Annotated in this window: 16 protein-coding genes; all 16 read right to left on the bottom strand. The window is 41.9% G+C overall.

The window, feature by feature from the left end:
• Positions 1-50: 50 nt before the first annotated feature.
• Positions 51-1,268, bottom strand: coding sequence for an SAM-dependent methyltransferase (locus PI95_RS04615; RefSeq protein ID WP_052324897.1), 1,218 nt, complete (start codon positions 1,266-1,268; stop codon positions 51-53).
• Positions 1,269-1,369: 101 nt separating this feature from the next.
• A complete protein-coding gene (locus tag PI95_RS04620; protein ID WP_039743670.1) occupies positions 1,370-4,069 on the bottom strand; it encodes a sigma 54-interacting transcriptional regulator in 2,700 nt (899 codons plus the stop codon).
• A 282-nt stretch (positions 4,070-4,351) separates the two neighbouring features.
• Positions 4,352-4,606, bottom strand: coding sequence for a ubiquitin carboxyl-terminal hydrolase 14 (locus PI95_RS04625; protein WP_163518614.1), 255 nt, complete (start codon positions 4,604-4,606; stop codon positions 4,352-4,354).
• Between the two features lie 64 nt (positions 4,607-4,670).
• The gene (locus tag PI95_RS04630) at positions 4,671-6,068 is read right to left on the bottom strand and encodes an ATP-binding protein (protein ID WP_039743672.1); all 1,398 of its coding nucleotides are present in this window, start codon (positions 6,066-6,068) and stop codon (positions 4,671-4,673) included.
• 34 nt (positions 6,069-6,102) lie between these two features.
• Entirely contained in the window at positions 6,103-6,639 is a 537-nt protein-coding gene (locus PI95_RS04635; RefSeq protein WP_039743675.1) for a GNAT family N-acetyltransferase, read from the bottom strand.
• An 80-nt stretch (positions 6,640-6,719) separates the two neighbouring features.
• Positions 6,720-8,111, bottom strand: coding sequence for an ATP-binding protein (locus PI95_RS04640; RefSeq protein WP_039743676.1), 1,392 nt, complete (start codon positions 8,109-8,111; stop codon positions 6,720-6,722).
• Between the two features lie 67 nt (positions 8,112-8,178).
• Positions 8,179-8,565, bottom strand: a complete 387-nt coding sequence (locus PI95_RS04645; protein WP_039743678.1) for a type II toxin-antitoxin system VapC family toxin — start codon at positions 8,563-8,565, stop codon at positions 8,179-8,181.
• Positions 8,565-8,792: a type II toxin-antitoxin system Phd/YefM family antitoxin gene (locus PI95_RS04650; RefSeq protein ID WP_039743681.1), complete on the bottom strand. Its 228-nt coding sequence runs from the start codon at positions 8,790-8,792 to the stop codon at positions 8,565-8,567. Before PI95_RS04650 ends, PI95_RS04645 begins: the two co-directional genes overlap by 1 nt.
• Positions 8,793-8,942: 150 nt before the next feature.
• Positions 8,943-10,607, bottom strand: coding sequence for an FAD-dependent oxidoreductase (locus PI95_RS04655; protein ID WP_039743683.1), 1,665 nt, complete (start codon positions 10,605-10,607; stop codon positions 8,943-8,945).
• Positions 10,608-10,769: 162 nt separating this feature from the next.
• On the bottom strand, positions 10,770-11,165 hold the full coding sequence (locus PI95_RS04660) for a VOC family protein (protein ID WP_039744152.1): 396 nt from the start codon (positions 11,163-11,165) through the stop codon (positions 10,770-10,772).
• 227 nt (positions 11,166-11,392) lie between these two features.
• Positions 11,393-12,583 carry an MFS transporter gene (locus tag PI95_RS04665; RefSeq protein WP_039743685.1) on the bottom strand — a complete coding sequence of 397 codons (1,191 nt, stop codon included), beginning with the start codon at positions 12,581-12,583 and terminating at the stop codon, positions 11,393-11,395.
• Positions 12,584-12,676: 93 nt separating this feature from the next.
• Entirely contained in the window at positions 12,677-13,390 is a 714-nt protein-coding gene (locus PI95_RS04670; protein WP_039743686.1) for a rubrerythrin family protein, read from the bottom strand.
• A gap of 345 nt (positions 13,391-13,735) precedes the next feature.
• Complete coding sequence (locus tag PI95_RS04675) at positions 13,736-14,830, bottom strand: alkene reductase (RefSeq protein WP_039743687.1); 1,095 nt, start codon at positions 14,828-14,830, stop codon at positions 13,736-13,738.
• A gap of 78 nt (positions 14,831-14,908) precedes the next feature.
• Positions 14,909-15,559 carry a PEP-CTERM sorting domain-containing protein gene (locus PI95_RS04680; RefSeq protein WP_039743689.1) on the bottom strand — a complete coding sequence of 217 codons (651 nt, stop codon included), beginning with the start codon at positions 15,557-15,559 and terminating at the stop codon, positions 14,909-14,911.
• 174 nt (positions 15,560-15,733) lie between these two features.
• Positions 15,734-16,216, bottom strand: coding sequence for a hypothetical protein (locus tag PI95_RS04685; RefSeq protein ID WP_039743692.1), 483 nt, complete (start codon positions 16,214-16,216; stop codon positions 15,734-15,736).
• A 74-nt stretch (positions 16,217-16,290) separates the two neighbouring features.
• Complete coding sequence (locus tag PI95_RS04690; RefSeq protein ID WP_063842329.1) at positions 16,291-18,273, bottom strand: hybrid sensor histidine kinase/response regulator; 1,983 nt, start codon at positions 18,271-18,273, stop codon at positions 16,291-16,293.
• Positions 18,274-18,281: the final 8 nt, after the last annotated feature.

The raw sequence follows: 18,281 nt of genomic DNA on the forward strand, positions 1-18,281 counted from the left end.
AGATTTATCTATTTTGTAAGCCTGTAGTAAATATTCTCCATTGAAATGAATCAGATGAGTAGCATCTTCAGCAACCCAGACATCGCTGTTTGTTCTACATGCATCAAGGCTTGATGTTTTTTAGTTATCTTTGGATACTGAATATATCCTTCAGAGAAATTCACCGGATAAATCAAGGGAATAGTGTTTTCCTTTGGAGTTAAACGCAAATATTCTTTTGCCCTAAAATCTACCACACGTCCTGTTGATACTGTCAATCCGAGGTCTTTCAAAGTGCAGGTAAAATTCGCCATTTTTTGAACTACCTGCTGACTAAAATTATCTGGAATAATATGAATAAATTGTTCTGAGTCGTTAGGATGAACTATTTCCGTATAAGATAAAGAGTTTGACATAACAAAATCGTCATCAGCACTTGAACTTGTGCTGATGAGTACATTGTCAAACTTTTGCTTTTGTTTCGTAGCATGAATGATAATTGTTTCTTGCAAAACTTCATCATCGCTAAATGCTTTTTGTCGGGATTCAAAAAGATGTATATGCTGTAAAGCCATCATCTCTAAAAACATCTTGCGGAAGTCTCTAAAATACAGTCCATTACAAAAACTACGCGGTGAGATGGCTACAAGTTCTCCTCCTGACTTGAGGAGATGTGTTGTAGCAGCGATAAAACCCGTATAGAGATTGCTGGTTTCTAATCCTAGAGAACGTAACAATGTACGAACCTGAGAATTAGCTTTGATTTTCAAATATGGAGGATTGAGAATAGCGTGAGTAAATATTGAATTGTCGTTAACAATTATGACAGCATCCTCAATAAAGTCTCTTTCACGGATTTCATAATTAAAGGAAATACCAGCAAGTTGACATTCGCTTGCACATAATTTTAATGTTTGACGTAAATATTTAATCAGAAACGGATCTATTTCATACGCAACAATATCTAAATTAGTTGGGTGTTGTTGCTGATGACAAAGGTTAGCTACAAATGCTGCAAGTAATGAACCAGATCCGGCTCCAGCATCAAGCAGAGATATTTGAGGAGAATCAAGCTTTTCAAACATCCCAGCCATTAATTCTGCTACGCTTGCCGGAGTCAAAAATTGACCAAGCGTTTCTTTCTTTTTTTGCTTTTGTTTGGCTCTGGCGGTAATTCTCAGAAGGTCTACTTCATTAAGCAAGTCTCTGGGGAAGGAGTTTGCCAAGCTATTAAATTGCAACAGTTTGTGATGATTTTCTGTTAACTTTTGAGTGCTTGATTGCAACATTATGAATTATTTGTGAAAACAGAAACAAACTTTATCAGGTTTTTTTAATGTGAGTACGCGGTGCCCAGATCCCCAACTTCTTTAAGAAGTCGGGGAGCTAATTACGACACTATAATCGCCCACATACTAGCGCCTAGTGTAATAGCTGCTAAGTGTTGCCAAAAGAGCGATCGCATCGGTTGACGAGCAATTTTTTGGGTTAAGACTATTGTTAACAAAACTGAAAAAATCAAGGTAACACCCTGCAAAAAGTCAACCACCGCTGGGTGAGCGACCAATACAGGCAATTGTTCGCCATTTAGACCAAAAGTGGCAAAAGTTACTGGGATAATGCGTCCGCCTTCTTCTAGGCTCAAACGCAGATAGTGCGCTAAGTTACCTCCCAGCACTAATGGTAGATAGCCATAAGCAAGTTCTATAAATGCTTTTGGCTTACGACGATTTTGGATTTTAGATTTTAGATTTTGGAGCCACTGCGTTGGGGAGGCAGTGCCGTGGGCGGGTTTCCCGACTTGAGGCACCTGCCGTCGGCTTTGCCGACTTGAAGCATGTGGCGTGATTGTGTTTTGTTCATTAGTATTAGATATCTTTGAACTTGATAATCGAAAATTCAAAATCCAAAATCCAAAATTTGATAAGCCATATGCTGCTAAGGGAACAGCTACAGGGATAATCAAAGCTAGTAGCGATAATCCTAAATGTTGCCAAAATTGCGTTAAATCGAGATGTAATCCTAACCAAGATTGCAATTCTGGTAAGCGATGCAGATACACTCCACCTAATAGTAAAAACAACAGCGCTACTTCATAAGTGTGAGGTACGTGAGTTGTCCACAATTCAATACCGGGGGGACGCAAATTAAACTCAACTGAACGATGGGGACAAGCTTTAAGACAAGTCATGCACAGCACGCAGTCTTTGTTATCTTCTAATTGCGCTGGGTGCGAATACAATGGACACCCGTTAGTTTCCATTCCCTCGCCTTTTTGAGGTCCACCTTTGTAGCACTGATAAGTAGTGCAAGTTGCAGAACAAATACCTTGCTGCGCTCGAAGTTCGGTCATTGAAAGTTTAGCAAATAAACCGTTCATTCCGCCGATGGGACAAAGATATCGACACCAAAATCGACGTTCAAAAATGGCAGAGAAAATCATCGCGCCGGCGGTAATTAACAGCAGCAAACAAGCAGAAAGGTAAGCTGTATTTTCTAAGTCCCAAAGTTCTTCCCACAGAAAAATTAGGGTAAATAGTCCAAAAAGAAACCATCCACCCCATTTTTCTGCTAACTCTCGATTCCAGCGTTTGAGTTTTCGAGGAAACAACCATAAAGAGAGTTTTTGGGTAATTTCTCCGTAAATCATGAAGGGACAAACAGCGCACCACACGCGACCGAGAAAGGGAAAGAGAAATAGGAAAAAAGCCCACCACCAAGCCCAAAATAGATTGAGAGCGAAATTACGATCGCGTGTTTGCGGACCGATAAATAACACTGCGACAATCAACGCAAAAGCAGTGACAGTAAAGCCATAATTAATGCGATCGGTCCACCACGAACTGCGGAGAAATTTCCGCAAATCTGGATAAACATTCAACAAATTCACCCGAAATCGCTTTTTCTTCGTATCCGCTGACCAGAAAATTTCTTCTGTTAACTCCCGCGCTGACCCAGCTTGAACAATTGCCCTTTGTACCAAACTTTCCAACTCTTTCAAATTGCCAGGAAAATCATAAGATTGCAAACGGCGCAATGCTTCTGGTGCTAATTTTTGTTTATGAATACCCCTAGCCTGAGTGTAAAGACTGATATAATAATCTACCTGAGCTTTGATATCAGCTTTCCGCACCCGTAGGGGTGGCACTTTGATGTTATGACCTATACAGCGTTCGATTTGCGGTTGATTTTTTTCGGAAACAATCATAATCCGAGCGCGAGAAGTGCGGGGTGCGGCTGCTTCTTCAGAACGAGTTACGGGATTATACGTAGAATTTTTGATTAACTTTACTATTTGTGGCAGTAACTCTGGCGGAGTTTCTTGAATGTTGTTCAGGACGAGAGTACCTTCTCCCAACCATTCCAGCAGTCCGGGTTTGCCGCCAGCACGTCCGAATAAATCTGCACCGCTGGTTTGGAGGATACCACAGTTAATTTTGATAATCGGTTCGCGTCGCTGTTTGGAACCAAAGTGAATTAAAGCAGCGATATTGTCTTTTTCTAAGCCTGGTTCGCCGAAAATCAAGACAGATTTGCGATCGCTGGCAGAAGAGCGAATTTCTTCGCGCAAACGCACCGCATAGCGACTTGTACCAACAATTCCGCGTCGCGCTTTGGTGACTAAATACGGACGCAAGGCAATAGTACGTTCTTGTTCGTAGGTAAAGGCTGATGTTAAATCCGCTAATTCCTGCGCCAATTGACGAGAAACAGCTTGAAAAATTTCCGGGTATTCACTGACTAAAGCGCGAAATTTTTCGGCAGGCACAACCCAAACATGGCATTCTGTAACAGTGGTGATGGTGCGTTGCGTCGGCTGGTCTAACAGCAATTCTTGCAGGTGAATCACGGCACCGGGAAGGAAGCCGATCGCTAAAGTTGGGTTGGCTTGATTGCTGCTATCGCTTTCGAGTTGACCTTCAACAAGAATGTAAAGTGCTTCTGGGGAAGTGTTTTCTGTAACTAAGTTGGTTTTAGGTGGGATGATTTGTTCTTCGATTTGTTGGGCGATCGCATTTAACACTTCAGCTTCAAGAGTTCCTAAAGCTGTACGTTCTTGTAGCCATGTCACTGTTTCTTTTGATGTCATATAAATTCACGCATTAATAAATCTAAGCTGCTGTATGTAAAAGTAATTATCGCTCTTAAGTTAATTTTAAATTTGGCATTGCTGAATACAGGTATGAACTTTTCTTTCTTCCTTTGCGCCTCTGCGCCTTTGCGTGAAATAATCCAGAGCGAAAATATGCAACGCCTAAAATTTAATTATGAGTTTGTCAGATATCCCTAATCTCTGGGTTCCTTTGGCGCTTTTGAGTTTAATTGTTCTAGCTGCTGTGTTTTTTAGTCGCAGCAGCTAAGAATTTATTTTCTACACGAAAGTTTTATCGATATAACACCAACGCCATTCTTCACCCGGTTCAAACGATTTGACAATCGGATGATTAGTTGCGTGAAAGTGTTTAGTAGCGTGTTTGTTTTTTGAAGAGTCGCAGCAACCGACGTGTCCGCAAAGAAGACATTGGCGCAAATGCACCCATCTGTCCCCCCTAATTAAACATTCTTCACAACCGTTGGCGCTGGCTGTAACTTCTTGAATTTGATTGAGATGCGTGCATGTACTCATGAAATTCTCCTGATAAATTAGTAGTAAGCACTTTAGTGCTTGTATTTAAGCACTGAAGTGCTTACTACGAAGATAAAGTCGTTGGCAAGCGAATTTGAAATTTTGTTTTTCCTGGTTGAGAAAATAGGCGGATATCACCTAAATGTTGTCCCACAACGACGCGATAAACGGTGTGCAAACCTAAGCCGGTTCCTTGTCCTACACCTTTGGTGGTGAAAAATGGCTCGAAAATGTGGGATTGAATTTCTGGGGGAATTCCCGGACCATTGTCAGCAATTTCTACTAGCAAAAAGTCGTTTTCGCAGACGGTGCGAATTTTAATTTCACCTTGCCCGTTCATCGCATCAATGGCATTATCAATTAAGTTAGTCCACACTTGATTTAATTCGCTGCCATAAGCGCTGATACGCGGGGTATGACAGTCATATTCACGCTTTACTGTTACACCTTGTTTTAGCTTGTGATTCAAGATTGTAATCGTGCTTTCTAACCCTTCATGAATATCTATTTCTTGTAAGGGTGCTTGATCCATGTACGAGTAATCTTTGACTGCCTGTACTAAAGTAGAAATACGGTCAGTGCTATGCTCGATTTCTTCTAACAAATCTAGTTCTTGCAGCGTCACCTGTATCCAAGTGAGGACATCACCTAGCAACAAATCACCTACTTTTTGTTGAACATTCAAAAGCCAGTCGATGTCAATTCCGGCTGTAACGAGGTTGTCCGCGAGTTTCCAAGCATTATTGATGTTACGATCTTCTAGCCATTGTGTGATTTCATCTTCGCGATCGCTTTGAGTCAACGGATCGAGTTTCGCTGCTGTTTTTGCCCGTTGTATTGCATCTTCTTGCAACTCAGATAAAAAGGCTTTTTGGGCATCGTTCATCTGCTGTTGATTCAGCTTAATTGTCAATGGTTGCAACACCTGCACAGTTTGGCGCAATTGTCCAGCGGCTCTGCGACCGGCTGAGGCAGGATTATTCAACTCGTGTGCTAAACCTGCGGCTAACGTGCCTAATGATACTAACTTTTCTCGATGTTGTGATATCGACTGCACTGTTTGCAGTCGTGTTGCCATCGTTTGCAAAATATCTGTCATCACACATGTACAACTCGAAAGCAGTTCCCAAAAGGCTTCGTTTGGCAATTCTAAAATATGGCTGCGAGTTACTGCTTTTCCTGTTACCCAGAAGTTTTTCTCACCCATTAAAACAGGTAATTCACCAAATAACGTTTTTGGTTTGAATGTTACTAATAAAACTTCTTGATTGCCTTCTTTTTGCGTAATTCTAATTTCCCCTTCTAACAATACAAAAACATGATTTGCTGGATCTCCTTCTTGACGATGAATTTCACCGGGTTCTAACCATATCTCTGTAATTTGTTCTAGTAGCCATTGCAAACGTTGTTCGGGTAACTTTGTGAAAAGTGGTACTTGGCGTAAAGTGTTGATATCAAGCATAAACCGATTTGAGATTTAAGATTTTGGACAAATATTAAGCAGGAAGTAATTTAAATAGTTCGAGTTCGATACCACCATAATATTTATTTGTGCGACCGATAGGAACCATATTCAGCCTTTGGGTAACACTAATTGAGGCATGATTTTCCGCTTCAGCTACAGCATATATTACAGGCAACTTGAGGATATTAAACCCATAATTAATGGCTGCCTGTCCAGCTTCAGTCGCGTAACCTTTACCCCAAGAAGACTTCCGTAAGTGCCAACCTACCTCATAATCTTCGGTTAAGTTCTTTTCAGTATCGGGTAATTGTTTGAGCATGACAGCTCCTACAATCTGTCCAGTCTCTTTTTCAACTATTGCCCAAAAACCAGTCCCCTTATTGAGTTTAGCGTAGCGGTCAATAATTGTTTGTAGCCTCACCCGTTGCGATTCTACACTTTCCTCAATCATGCCGCTAATAAAGCGCGTTACATCTGGATCGCTGTACATTTCAAAGGCTGATTCGGCATCTTTTTCGGGTATCCAGTTGCGGATAATCAAGCGATTTGTCTCAAAAAGGGGAGTCATAGCAAGTCCTAAATACAGCTTCGTGTAAAATTATGGTGAATTTAAGCTTTGAATTACAAAATTATTCAACTCATATTTCATTACTCTTTTCTGCATGAGTTGCTAGCAGAATCGATAGGTAAACGCACCCGAAAGTGTGTATCACCAGGTTTTGATTCAAAGTGAATATCACCTTTGTGTCTTTTAACAATAATTCTATAGGCTATTTCTAAACCTAAACCTGTACCTTGTCCTACACCTTTTGTAGTAAAAAAAGGCTCAAAAATTCGAGTTTGAATCGCTGGCGGTATTCCCATTCCCGTATCGGCAATTTCGACTACAAGGCAGCTATTTTCTCTGTATGTGCGTATAGTTAAATCGCCTTTTCCATCCATCGCATCAATAGCATTATCAATTATATTCGTCCACACTTGATTGAGTTCGCTAGCATAAGCACAAATCCGTGGCAGAGTCTTATCATATTCGCGGTTGACGATAACTCCTTTTTTTAAGCGATGATTGAGAATCAGTAGAGTATTTTCAATTCCATCATGCAAATCTATCTCTTGCAATGCAGCTTGATCCATATAGGAATAGCCTTTAATTGCTTTCACTAAGTCAGAGATTCGGCTGGTACTTTGTTCAATATCGTTAATCAGTCCATGAGAAGCGAGTGCGGCTTCTAACCAAATTAAAACGTTATTAAGACAGTCTTCAGGTATCTTGTCGGCGAGAGTATCTAATTTTTGGGCATCAATGCCGGCGCTAACTAATGTAGAGGCAAGTTTCCAACCATTACTAATATCATGGTCTTCTAGCCAGTCTGTGACTTCATCTTCTTTATCGCTTTGGGTAAGTGTGTCGAATTTGGTTGTGTGTTGTGTGGCTTGCAGTTGAAAATTGATAATAAAATTTAGTTGTTCTTTATTGAGTGAATTTAACTGCAAAGCGAGATTTTGCAAGTTTTGAAAATTATCGCGCAATTGCCCTGCTGCACGTCTTCCGGCTGCGGCGGGATTATTTAATTCGTGTGCTAGCCCAGCTGACATTTTACCTAGCGCTGCTAGCTTTTCTTGTTGCCTAAGTTGTGCTTCTACGTCTTTGGTTCGCCCCGCCATTGCGGTTAGAATGACATCAGCTAAAGGCGAACATTCCGCCATGATATGTCTAAAAGTATCAATATCAACTTGCAAGACGCGACTGGGTAATAACGCTTTCGCATTAGCAATTGATGCGGAACCAGTCAACATCGACAATTCACCCATAAATTCACCTCGGCGATGTACAGCTAGCAGTCTTGTTTCATCACCAACGTGTTTAGTAATCTCAATTTCGCCTGATAAAACAACATGAAAGTTATAGTTTGATTCGCCTTCATTAAATAGGATATCGCCTTTGTTTAGCTTAATTTCTTTGCCAAATTGCTGCATCTCCTGTAATGCTTCATCAGGCAGTTTCGGGAACAGTGTGTTCTGGTTGGGATCGTGCAGCATAACAACTCCGTATCAATATTGATAAACTGTGTGAGGCGATCGCGCAAAACTTCTTCTTTTTTACTACTTACCACAACCGCTGAATCGAATAAGCATCAAAAGTATAATCAGCGCTCAAAATAGGTATTTGCTCAACCATTGCTTGTGCAATTAAAAGTCGGTCAAATGGATCGCGATGATGAAGAGGTAGCTTTGCAATCACATCGATATGGTCTAAATTAATATTTAGCAAATCAATGCTGTTCATATTAATTTGCTCTTCTATAAATTCCTTAAAAGGCTTACCAAAATTTAGTTTGCCAGTGCTTTGTTTAATTGCCATTTCCCAAATACTAGCTGTACTGAGTAGCTTCTCGTTGCTTTCATTTTCAATTAGCCCCCGTACCATAACACTGAGTCGAGGGCTATCAATGACAAACCAAATGAATGTATGAGTATCCAGCAGCAGCCTCATTACATATAATCCTTAAAGTCTTCTAAAGGCTCGTCAAAATCATCTGATATTGTGACTAAACCTTTAGCACTACCAGCTTTGGCGGGGCGACGTTTCACTGGCGATACAGGAGTTAGTTTCACAACTGGCTGTTCGTCTTTTGTAATCACAATTTCTTCACCATTAATTGCGGCTTCAATTAATTCGGGCAAATGTTGAGATGCTTCAGCGAGAGTTATTTGTTGCATGGCTTTTTTCTCTCTATTTTTATTTCATTGTGACATCAAAAATTCATTGTTTGATGTAGAAACCTAACCCCCTAACCCCCTTCCCAGAATAGGGAAGGGGAAAAATTACTCCCCTCCCCTACTAGGGTGAGGTTCGGGAGAGGTCTTTTCTCACACTACGTTGCTGAGATATTGATGCACAAATTGAACGCAAATTGAGCCTTCACCGACGCTGGAAGCAACTCGCTTGACTGAACCTTGACGCACGTCACCGACTGCAAAAACACCGGGGATGTTGGTTTCTAATAGATAAGGATCGCGTTCTAGCGTCCATCCTTTCGGGCGGTGTCCGTTAAGTTGTAAATCGGGACCTGTTAAAATAAAGCCGCGATCGCCTTTTTCCACTACACCATCTAACCAGTCGGTGCGCGGTTGGGCACCAATAAAGATAAATAGTGATGTCGCCGGCACTGTTTGCGTTTCCCCTGTCAGCGCATTCACGATTGTCAGCGCTTCTAAAGAAGTCTCACCTTTTGCCTCAATCACGCTAGTATGTGTCTTTACTGTGATGTTCGGTGTTTCTCCGATTTGGTCAATCAGGTATTGAGACATGCTCTTAGTTAAAGAGTCGCCACGTACCAACATCGTTACATGCGAGGCGTATTTAGAAAAGTACATCGCCGCTTGTCCGGCTGAATTTGCCCCTCCAATGATATACACTTCTTCGCCTTGGCAACTCATCGCTTCTGTTTGCGCTGCACCGTAGTACACGCCTGCGCCAGTTAGTTTTTCGAGTCCGGGTACGTTCAACCGCCGCCAAGCCACGCCCAGCGCCAAAATGATGGCGTGGCAACTGATTTCGCTACCGTCTGACAACTGCACAAAACGATACGGGTCTTCTACGCGAATTCCCGTAACTTCTTGTGGTGTGAGAATCTCCACACCAAAGCGTCTTGCTTGAGTCACGGCACGCCGCGCCAAATCGCCGCCACTCAAACCCACGGGAAAGCCGAGGTAATTTTCGATGCGGGAACTGGTGCCGGCTTGTCCGCCTGGAGCCTCGCGTTCTATCATGACGGTGCGTAGCCCTTCGGATGCGCCATATACGGCAGCGGCTAAACCACCAGGACCGCCACCGATGATAATCAAGTCATAAAAGGGTTTTTCTGCTTGAGTTTGCAAGCCAATTTTCTCGGCAATTTGCACGTTGCTTGGCTGCATCAAGCTGAAACCGTCGGGGAAGAGGACAAGGGGTAGGTGTAATGTATCACAATCGGCGTATTCAACGAGCTGCTGCGCTTCTGGTGATAATTCGATGTCCATCCACTGATAGGGGATTTGATTTCGCGCTAAAAAGTCTTTGGCTTGATGGGAATGGGGCGACCAGCGATTGCCGATGACGCGAATGCCTTCAAATGGTGGGTGGAATGTGGCTTTCCAATCGTCAAGCAAATCTTTCAGTACAGGATACAAGCGTTCTTGTGGGGGGTCCCACGGCTTCATTAAGTAGTAATCGATTTTCGTGGTGTTAATGGCACGAATAGCGGCATCGGTGTCTGCATAAGCTGTAAGTAGTGCGCGTTTTGCGTCTGGGAACATGGATAGTGTTTGTTCTAAAAACTCGACACCAGACATTTGCGGCATCCGCTGATCAACGAGGAATAAAGCCACTGGCTGGTTGCGGAGTTTTAGTTGTTCCAATGCTTCTAAGGCACTGGCACCAGATTCGGCACGCAAGATGCGGTAGCGATCGCCATATTCCTGACGCAAATCCCGCGCCACAGCTTGCAAAACTTCTGGATCGTCATCAACCGTCAGAATTACAGGTTTAGCCATAGCGTTTTAAGAATGGGGAATGGGGAGTGGGGAGTGGGGAGTGGATGGTAGATAGTGGTTAGTCGATAGTGGTTGGTGGATAGTGGATAGTGGTTAGTTGTAACGAGTACTTTTTGACAACTAGCAACCAACAACTAACAACTAACTACCAACAACTAACAGTTAGACTAACAATTCAAATAGTCCAATTAAAGTTCCGTCGGGATCTCGTAGATAAGCTGTTTTAATTCCGTAGTAGGGATTGTTCATTGGAGCGGTGGTAAACTTAACACCTTGATGGGTTAATTTTTTATATTCTTCTTCTACATCATGCACTGTAAAAATTAAGGCTACATTATCTTGACATTCGGCATGGGGTGGCTTGGCAGTATTAGCAATCATCTGTGCCATTTCTTGCCGACGAAATAAACTCAGTTTCATGTCTCCAACTTTAAATTCAGCGTATCCATCTTCTAGATTTTCGTTTTTTACTTCAAATCCCATCACATCTCTGTAGAAATCAAAGGAAGTTTTCAAGTCAGAGACTAAGAGTCTTGTGTATGCAGATCCTACTTTCATCGCTAATTCATTAATTAATATTAAGTTCAGTTGACTTTTTCCTAGCAGTGTAGTCTGGAAGTTGGGCATTGGGTAATTGGTAATGGGTAATGGGTAATGGGAATAATTCTTTTTCTAATCCCTAGTCCCTAATCCCTAGTCCCTATTACGCAAAACGGATAAAAACAGTATTTACGCAAAGTTGCTATTACACATCTTGCTTACGGTATAAACCAGGGGGTTGCAGATTACAAGCAAGTGCAATATCTAAAGACAATCAAAGTAAGAATTGCAAAACCTACACCTGTAAAAAACACGCTATTAATTCCGCCAATACCAAAAACTATTCCCATCAAAAGGGGTCCTAAAGTTTGTCCTATACCGAAAAATGTACCATTAACCGATAGAATCGTAGCGAGATATTCTCTTGGTGCTAACTCTGCTAAAAGTGTTTGGGTACTGGGCAAACCAATACCCAAACCAACGCCAAAAATTGTGGTTGGAATTAATAATAACCAGATATTGTGTAGGAAGGGAACAATGAATAGAGCTAACGCATACAAAACAAAAGATGCTCTAATTAAAGTTGTTGCGGAATATTTTCGGGATATTTTTCCTAACTGTAAAGCTGTGATAGCAAGCGCCACCGAAACACTTGAGAGTATCAATCCAATTGTCCAAGGCGGTTGTTTGAATATATTTTTAATTAATTGTGGTAAATAAATTATATAAGCACCGTAGAGGAGAAAGAAGTTAGCAGCGCTGGCAATGAAAAGTCCAAAAAGCTGGCGATTTTTCAAAACTTTGCCAGCATTTCTCAAATATTCTTTCAGGTTTCGGTTTCCTTTCGGTTCCGGATTTTTTAATTTAAATAACACTAACAAGCCGATAGGAATCGCTACTATGGGCAACATAAAGGGATAAAACCAGCCAATTGTTGCTAATGCACCGCCAATTGCAGGATAACTTGCTGTGCCGATACTGCTGACACTAGCGTTGTAACCCATTGCAGTAGTGCGTTTGTCTGCTGCATACAAATCGCCAAGTAAGGTGACGCTTAAAGAAGGCAAAGAAGCAGCACCAATTCCTTGCAAGAAACGCAACAATAATAAAAGGTTAAAGTCACGGGCAAAAGCGCAAGCCGTACCAGCAATTCCAAATAAAAACAGTGAGGGAACGATAATTTTCTTTCTGCCCAATCTATCGGCAAGGACACCAATAACAGGACCTAAAACTACAGCTGGAAGGGTGAATACTGTAACCAATAAACCGTTATTTTTCGGATTAACTTTCAAGGCTTCAGCTAAATAGGGAAAAGCTGGACCTACGCTAGCTACTCCGAGAACTGCCATTAGAGAAACTGCACAAATAATCTGAAAATTGGTGTCTTGATAAAGTGGTTTATGGCGTTCAAATTGTTGATTTTCTTCTGAATTCATGATATTGTTTTGTAGGCGAATAGGCAAATTGGCGAGGCATCTCTAGAGATACCACGCCAAGGTGCTTAATAAAATACCTAATTTATTGCTATATCAAGCAGCAATTTTCTCCTCAAGCGGTGTAAAACTTTTTTTGCTAGCACCGCATATAGGACAATGCCAATCATCGGGAATTTCTTCAAAAGGTGTACCCGGTGCAATTCCCGAATCGGGATCGCCAGCAATCGGATCGTAAATCACGCTGCATACTTTGCAAATCCATTTGCGAGTTTTTGCATCGTCACCTGCTGCTTTGGGTGCTGCATTTCCTCCATTCAATACTTCTAAAGCTTCTGCGTAGCGATCGGCGTGGTAATTTTCTACGAATTTCAGCAAGCCAAAACGATGCGCGGCTTCGCGAAATATATTAGCATGATCGGCTGATTCTTTAGCTTGTTTGAGAAATTCTTCTGTTGCCGGATTGTCTCTATCTTTTTGAGCAGCGGCGGCAAATTCGGGATACATTGTTGTGTATTCATAGGTTTCACCTTCAACTGCCAAAGATAGACAGCGAGACATAATTTCTCGCTTTTGTTCTTCAGTTAAAGCTGTTGGATCTTCTACGACAAGTTCTGGATGTAGCAAAACAAAATGTGCGAAAGCATGTTGTGTTTCTTGTTCTGCTGTTTCTCTAAAAAGTTTCGCTAAGTCTGCAAACCCTAGTTTACGTGCCACGTCAGCAAAAAACAAATATTTGCGATTCGCCATCGATTCACCACCAAAGGCAGCTTCTAAGTTTTGGTGAGTGGTAAAGTTTGACAGATCCATATTTTTTGTCACCTTTCAAGGTAATGTTTATAGCGAGTCGCTGTTGAATGAATTACAGATTGCCAGTTAGTATAAACTGGAGAATCTATGTAGTTTATTCAAACATAGAGCCGCTATAGTTGATGGGAACAGCCTTGAAAACGGGACAATTAAGAAAGATTTCTTAATATATAATACTTACGCAGTAGTGAGCGCTTCAGCGCTTAACAAGGCACTTCAGTGCCTACTACGAAATATATTTCAATCGTCCGTTTTGTTAGCTGTTCTGTGAATAATTATAAGGCGGAAAAGATTTTGCGGTTTGTCAGTTATAATGCTTGACTATTTGGATAAGTTGTGATTTATTCAAGTATTTTGAAGTTCTAGGAATGGGTAATCAGTGTATCCTTTGGCATCTGGGGCGTAAAATGTTTTTGGATCTGGTGTGTTTAATTGGGCGTTTAGTTGAAAGCGTTTTGGTAAGTCAGGATTGGCGAGAAATAATTTGCCAAAAGATACTAAATCTGCATCGCCACTAGCTAAGATACGATCGCCTTTTAAGCGATCGTAGTCGCCGTTGGTGATTAATGTACCTTGATATATTTGGCGATAGTATGGTGTGATGGGGTTCATGACGTCGCGGGTTTTCAAATCGACTTCATTCGGTTCCATGAGGTGAAGGTAAGCCAGTCCGAAGGAGTTGAGCGCATTTATGGCATAAGTAAATGTCTCTTTGGAGTTGGAATCATGCATTCCGTAGAAGGTGTTACTCGGTGAAAGCTTGATACCGACACGGTTTGCACCCCAGACGCTAACGACGGCTTCAACTACTTCTAACATAAATCGCGATCGCTTCTCGATTGACCCGCCATACTCATCTGTGCGTTGGTTGGAACCATCTTGCAAAAATTGGTCTATCAAATAACCAAAAGCACCGTGGAGTTCGACTCCATCAAAGCCAGCAGCTTTGGCGTTTTCTGCACCGAGGCGAAATTGTGCGACTATTTCCGGTATTTCGTGAGTTTCTAAGGCGCGGGGTGTTTCTAAAGATACTTTGCCGACCGGGGTGTGGAGTTGGCCAACTCCAGCGATCGCACTCGGCGCAACTGGCAATTGTCCATCAAGCAAACTGGGGTGCGAAACTCGCCCACTATGCCAAAGTTGCAAGAATATTCTTCCCCCTTTTTCATGCACTGCATCTGTTACCAACCGCCATCCGGCAACTTGTTCGTCTGTGTAGATACCCGGACAGTTCATGTATCCCAAGCTGAGGGGTGAAACCATTGTGCATTCGGTGACAATTAGCCCAGCGCTTACCCGTTGGGTGTAGTAAGTTGCCATTAAGGAGTTGGGGATGCTTTCAATTGCCCGCAAACGTGTCATTGGTGCCATAATTATCCGGTTGGGGAGGGTGTAGTCACCAAGGTGGATGGGTGTGAAAAGATTGGTAGGTGAATTCATGATGTTTGCTGGTTAAATATTAAGTAGTAACCGCTTATTTTAAGCACTGAAGTGCTTACTACGAACGTTCTATGTGTGTTACTGTTTTTCCCATTGCTGCCGACACCGCAAGAAAGCGAGTGCGATCGCTGCTACGCCAAACAGTGCCATACTAGTTGTCGGTTCGGGAATTTTCTGAGAAACTTGGAAGGAACCTTTTAAGAAAGTTTTACCTCTTAACGGAGCAGTTGGATCTGCATTTAGTGGTTCGCTTTCGGTAAAGTTTAATGTGCCGATCGCACCCTGAAATCTTCCCGTTCCACCTGTGATATTTACGACACCAGTACCATTTAAAGTATTATTTGTAAAGTCAAATGAAGCGATCGCGCTACTGTTGCCAAATAGTCTATCATTGCCGCTACCGGAAAACTCTTCACCACCAATGGGAAAGCCTTGTAAACCAAACTGTGTCGCATCTTGAACAAATACCAGATTACCAGTAGCCGGATCAAGCCGACTATAATTATTTATGCTTTGAAAGTTAGTTAGACCATACGGGGCATTGGGATTAGAGCCGTAAATAAACGCTCGTGATACGTCTGTTGAAGGAATCGGTATCAGCGTAACTTCAATGTCGTAAGATGTGTTAAATGGATAAACAGTCTGGGCGTTAACTTTTGCAGTGATTCCCATACTGAGTAAACTGACTGTTGGAACTAGCCAGAAACTGTGTTTAGAAGCACGAAGCATGTTAGTTAGACATTGCATTATTTAGAAGCCTATTGTATGAAAAGATAAGTAAAATACTCTGGCTTGTACGAGTGCGCTCTAAGAGTTTTGAAGGCTAAAGCCTTCACTACATTTAGGAACGTTTATTTATGTACTACTTATATAACTTTCTTTATTCATAGCACAAGATATTTTTTAGACATTATTTGATAAAAAAGGAATGTTTTCTGCTAGAGAATCTTTGACAATTATTTTTTGTTCTCTTGCCCAAAATTGACTCAAAAAGTGAATTTGTCTCAAACCGACAATTAAATTTAAACCTGGTACAAACAACCACCAAACTACAAGCGGTTCTTTGATTTGCGCTTGGGTGTATAGTTGGTTTACGGTTTTATATAACTTAAATTGAACTATGTAAATCCAAACAATACCCAAAAGCGAAAACCAACCAAACCAACCGGGAACATCTGGATCGAATATCCGCAAAGCTTGGGGAACTGCTATTCCCAATAAAAAAGGGGCTAAAGATAGCGTACCTGACCAACCAAAGCCGTTATAATGGCGGAGTTCTTCTTGAATAATCCACTTGTACCAGCCGTAATATAGCATACCGCTGACAACAGATAAGAAAAGTACTTGCGATAATGGACGGGGTTTACCTAAAGGTTTATCTGACATATTTTGTGAAAATTGACTATTTTTAGCTAGTAGGGTGCGTTACTACGTTAACGCACCCTACGGAAGACTACGGACTATTGTTTGATAAGATATGAATTGGTGTTTCTGTCCATTAATGTGGCGATCGCCTGAACTAATTCATTAATTTCAACGGGTTTAGCTAAATGTTGGTGAAAGCCTGCCTCTTTTGCTTGCTGTCGATCTACTTCTCCCGCATAAGCGGTAAGCGCGATCGCTTTTATGTCTTTGGTTTGTTGAGCAGTCAATCTGCGTAGTTGCCGCATCAGCATATATCCATCCATACCGGGCATCCCCACATCACTGAGCAAAATATCAGGAATTGAGCGCTCAACTACTTGCAATGCATCAAATCCTGATGCTGCGGTTGTGACGATCGCCTTTTCTTGCTTTAAGACAAAGTTAAGAAACTCCCGCGAGTCCGCATCGTCATCGACTACTAAAATTTTAATCCCGTTTAAATCAACTTTGAATTCTGGTGATATCTTCGCAGACGGCATCTCATCATATGTTTGCAATAAAGGAATTTGGACTGTAAATGTAGCCCCCTGTCCGATACCTGGACTATCTGCACTCAACGTACCTCCGTGCAGTTCGACGATTTGACGGGCGATCGCCAGTCCCAATCCCAATCCGCCAAATTTGCGCGTCGTTGCACTATCTTCTTGGCGGAAATATTCAAAAACGTAAGGCAGAAAGCTGGTGTCAATTCCTTTTCCGGAATCTTTTACCTGAATTTGTGCATATTTTCCGACTTGTGTCAAGCTCACCTGAATAATTCCATTTGATTCTGTGAACTTGATCGCGTTGGATAATAAATTCCATATTACTTGCTGCAAACGCGCTGCATCGCCTTTGACTGCGCCAACAAAAGGGGTAATCGCCGTTTCTATTTGCAGCGATTTGGCTTGAGCGGATAATTGCACGGTTTCCAGGGCAGATGATATCACAGTCCCCAAATTGACGGGCATTACAGTTAAGCTGAGTTTGCCGCGCAAAATTCGGGAAATATCAAGCAAATCGTTAATTAGTTGAGTCTGCAACTTAGCGTTGCGCTCAATTGTTTCTAAAGCGCGTTCGGTTGTTACTAAGTCAAATTTTTTAGTGCGTAAAAGCGTTGTCCAACCAAGAATCGGATTGAGTGGAGTACGCAATTCATGAGATAAAACCGCAAGAAACTCATCTTTGATGCGGTTGGCAGTTTCCGCTTGTTCTTGTGCTGCAAGCGATCGCTTGAGCAATTCTTCTCGTTCAATTTCGGCTTCTTTGCGCTCGGTAATATCCATTGACATGCCTACCATTCGCAAAGGATTTCCTACCGAGTCGTAAATACAGCGACCTCGGATTAATACCCAGTGGATACTGTTATCTGCCCAGATGTTGCGATACTCGACATCGTAATCTGTATGATTGGCGATCGCTTGTTCGATAGCTTTTTGTACCCAAAGGCGATCGTCAGGATGAATGCGACTCATCAATATTTGATGGGAAAAATCAGCGTCCAGCGGTAAACCAAAATTTATTTTACACTGAACTGAAGTAGACAAAACATTCGTTTGTAAATTCAATTCCCAAGAGCCGAGTTTAGCCATTTTCAGCGCTAGCTTCAATTGTTCTTCGGTTTCTTGCAGAGCGATTTCGGTTTGGCGTTGTTTTTCCCGGATGCGTGCTTCTTTAATCTCGCGCTCGATTGCCGGAACTAAGCGTACCATCCGCTCTTTTAAGACAAAATCAGCAGCTCCAGCTTTTAAAGAAGTGACGGCAGTTTCTTCGGTGATTGAGCCGGAAACAATAATAAAGGGAATATCTAATTTTTTTTCTTTCAGCAAGGACAAGGCTTTGGGAGCGCCAAATCCAGGAATAACATAATCACAAATAATTACATCCCAAGGTTGGCGATTTAAAGCAGCACTCATCTCGGCAGATGTTTCTACTCGCGAATAAATTACGTCGTAGTCATTCTGCTCCAATATATGCAGCAGCACCAGCATGTCATCTTCTGAATCTTCGACAATCAGGACATGTAGTGGTTTGCCCATACCTTTGT

Source organism: Hassallia byssoidea VB512170, assembly GCF_000817785.2.
Taxonomy (GTDB): Bacteria; Cyanobacteriota; Cyanobacteriia; order Cyanobacteriales; family Nostocaceae; genus Hassallia; species Hassallia carrinoi.

Bases quoted from the DNA above. Each gene is read 5' to 3' on its own strand.
- PI95_RS04625 (WP_163518614.1), bottom strand. From the start codon at position 4,606: ATGAGTACATGCACGCATCTCAATCAAATTCAAGAAGTTACAGCCAGC.
- PI95_RS04660 (WP_039744152.1), bottom strand. From the start codon at position 11,165: ATGAAAGTAGGATCTGCATACACAAGACTCTTAGTCTCTGACTTGAAA.
- PI95_RS04645 (WP_039743678.1), bottom strand. From the start codon at position 8,565: ATGAGGCTGCTGCTGGATACTCATACATTCATTTGGTTTGTCATTGAT.
- PI95_RS04640 (WP_039743676.1), bottom strand. From the start codon at position 8,111: ATGCTGCACGATCCCAACCAGAACACACTGTTCCCGAAACTGCCTGAT.
- PI95_RS04675 (WP_039743687.1), bottom strand. From the start codon at position 14,830: ATGAATTCACCTACCAATCTTTTCACACCCATCCACCTTGGTGACTAC.
- PI95_RS04630 (WP_039743672.1), bottom strand. From the start codon at position 6,068: ATGCTTGATATCAACACTTTACGCCAAGTACCACTTTTCACAAAGTTA.
- PI95_RS04680 (WP_039743689.1), bottom strand. From the start codon at position 15,559: ATGCTTCGTGCTTCTAAACACAGTTTCTGGCTAGTTCCAACAGTCAGT.
- PI95_RS04685 (WP_039743692.1), bottom strand. From the start codon at position 16,216: ATGTCAGATAAACCTTTAGGTAAACCCCGTCCATTATCGCAAGTACTT.
- PI95_RS04655 (WP_039743683.1), bottom strand. From the start codon at position 10,607: ATGGCTAAACCTGTAATTCTGACGGTTGATGACGATCCAGAAGTTTTG.
- PI95_RS04670 (WP_039743686.1), bottom strand. From the start codon at position 13,390: ATGGATCTGTCAAACTTTACCACTCACCAAAACTTAGAAGCTGCCTTT.
- PI95_RS04620 (WP_039743670.1), bottom strand. From the start codon at position 4,069: ATGACATCAAAAGAAACAGTGACATGGCTACAAGAACGTACAGCTTTA.
- PI95_RS04650 (WP_039743681.1), bottom strand. From the start codon at position 8,792: ATGCAACAAATAACTCTCGCTGAAGCATCTCAACATTTGCCCGAATTA.
- PI95_RS04615 (WP_052324897.1), bottom strand. From the start codon at position 1,268: ATGTTGCAATCAAGCACTCAAAAGTTAACAGAAAATCATCACAAACTG.
- PI95_RS04665 (WP_039743685.1), bottom strand. From the start codon at position 12,583: ATGAATTCAGAAGAAAATCAACAATTTGAACGCCATAAACCACTTTAT.
- PI95_RS04635 (WP_039743675.1), bottom strand. From the start codon at position 6,639: ATGACTCCCCTTTTTGAGACAAATCGCTTGATTATCCGCAACTGGATA.
- PI95_RS04690 (WP_063842329.1), bottom strand. From the start codon at position 18,273: ATGGGCAAACCACTACATGTCCTGATTGTCGAAGATTCAGAAGATGAC.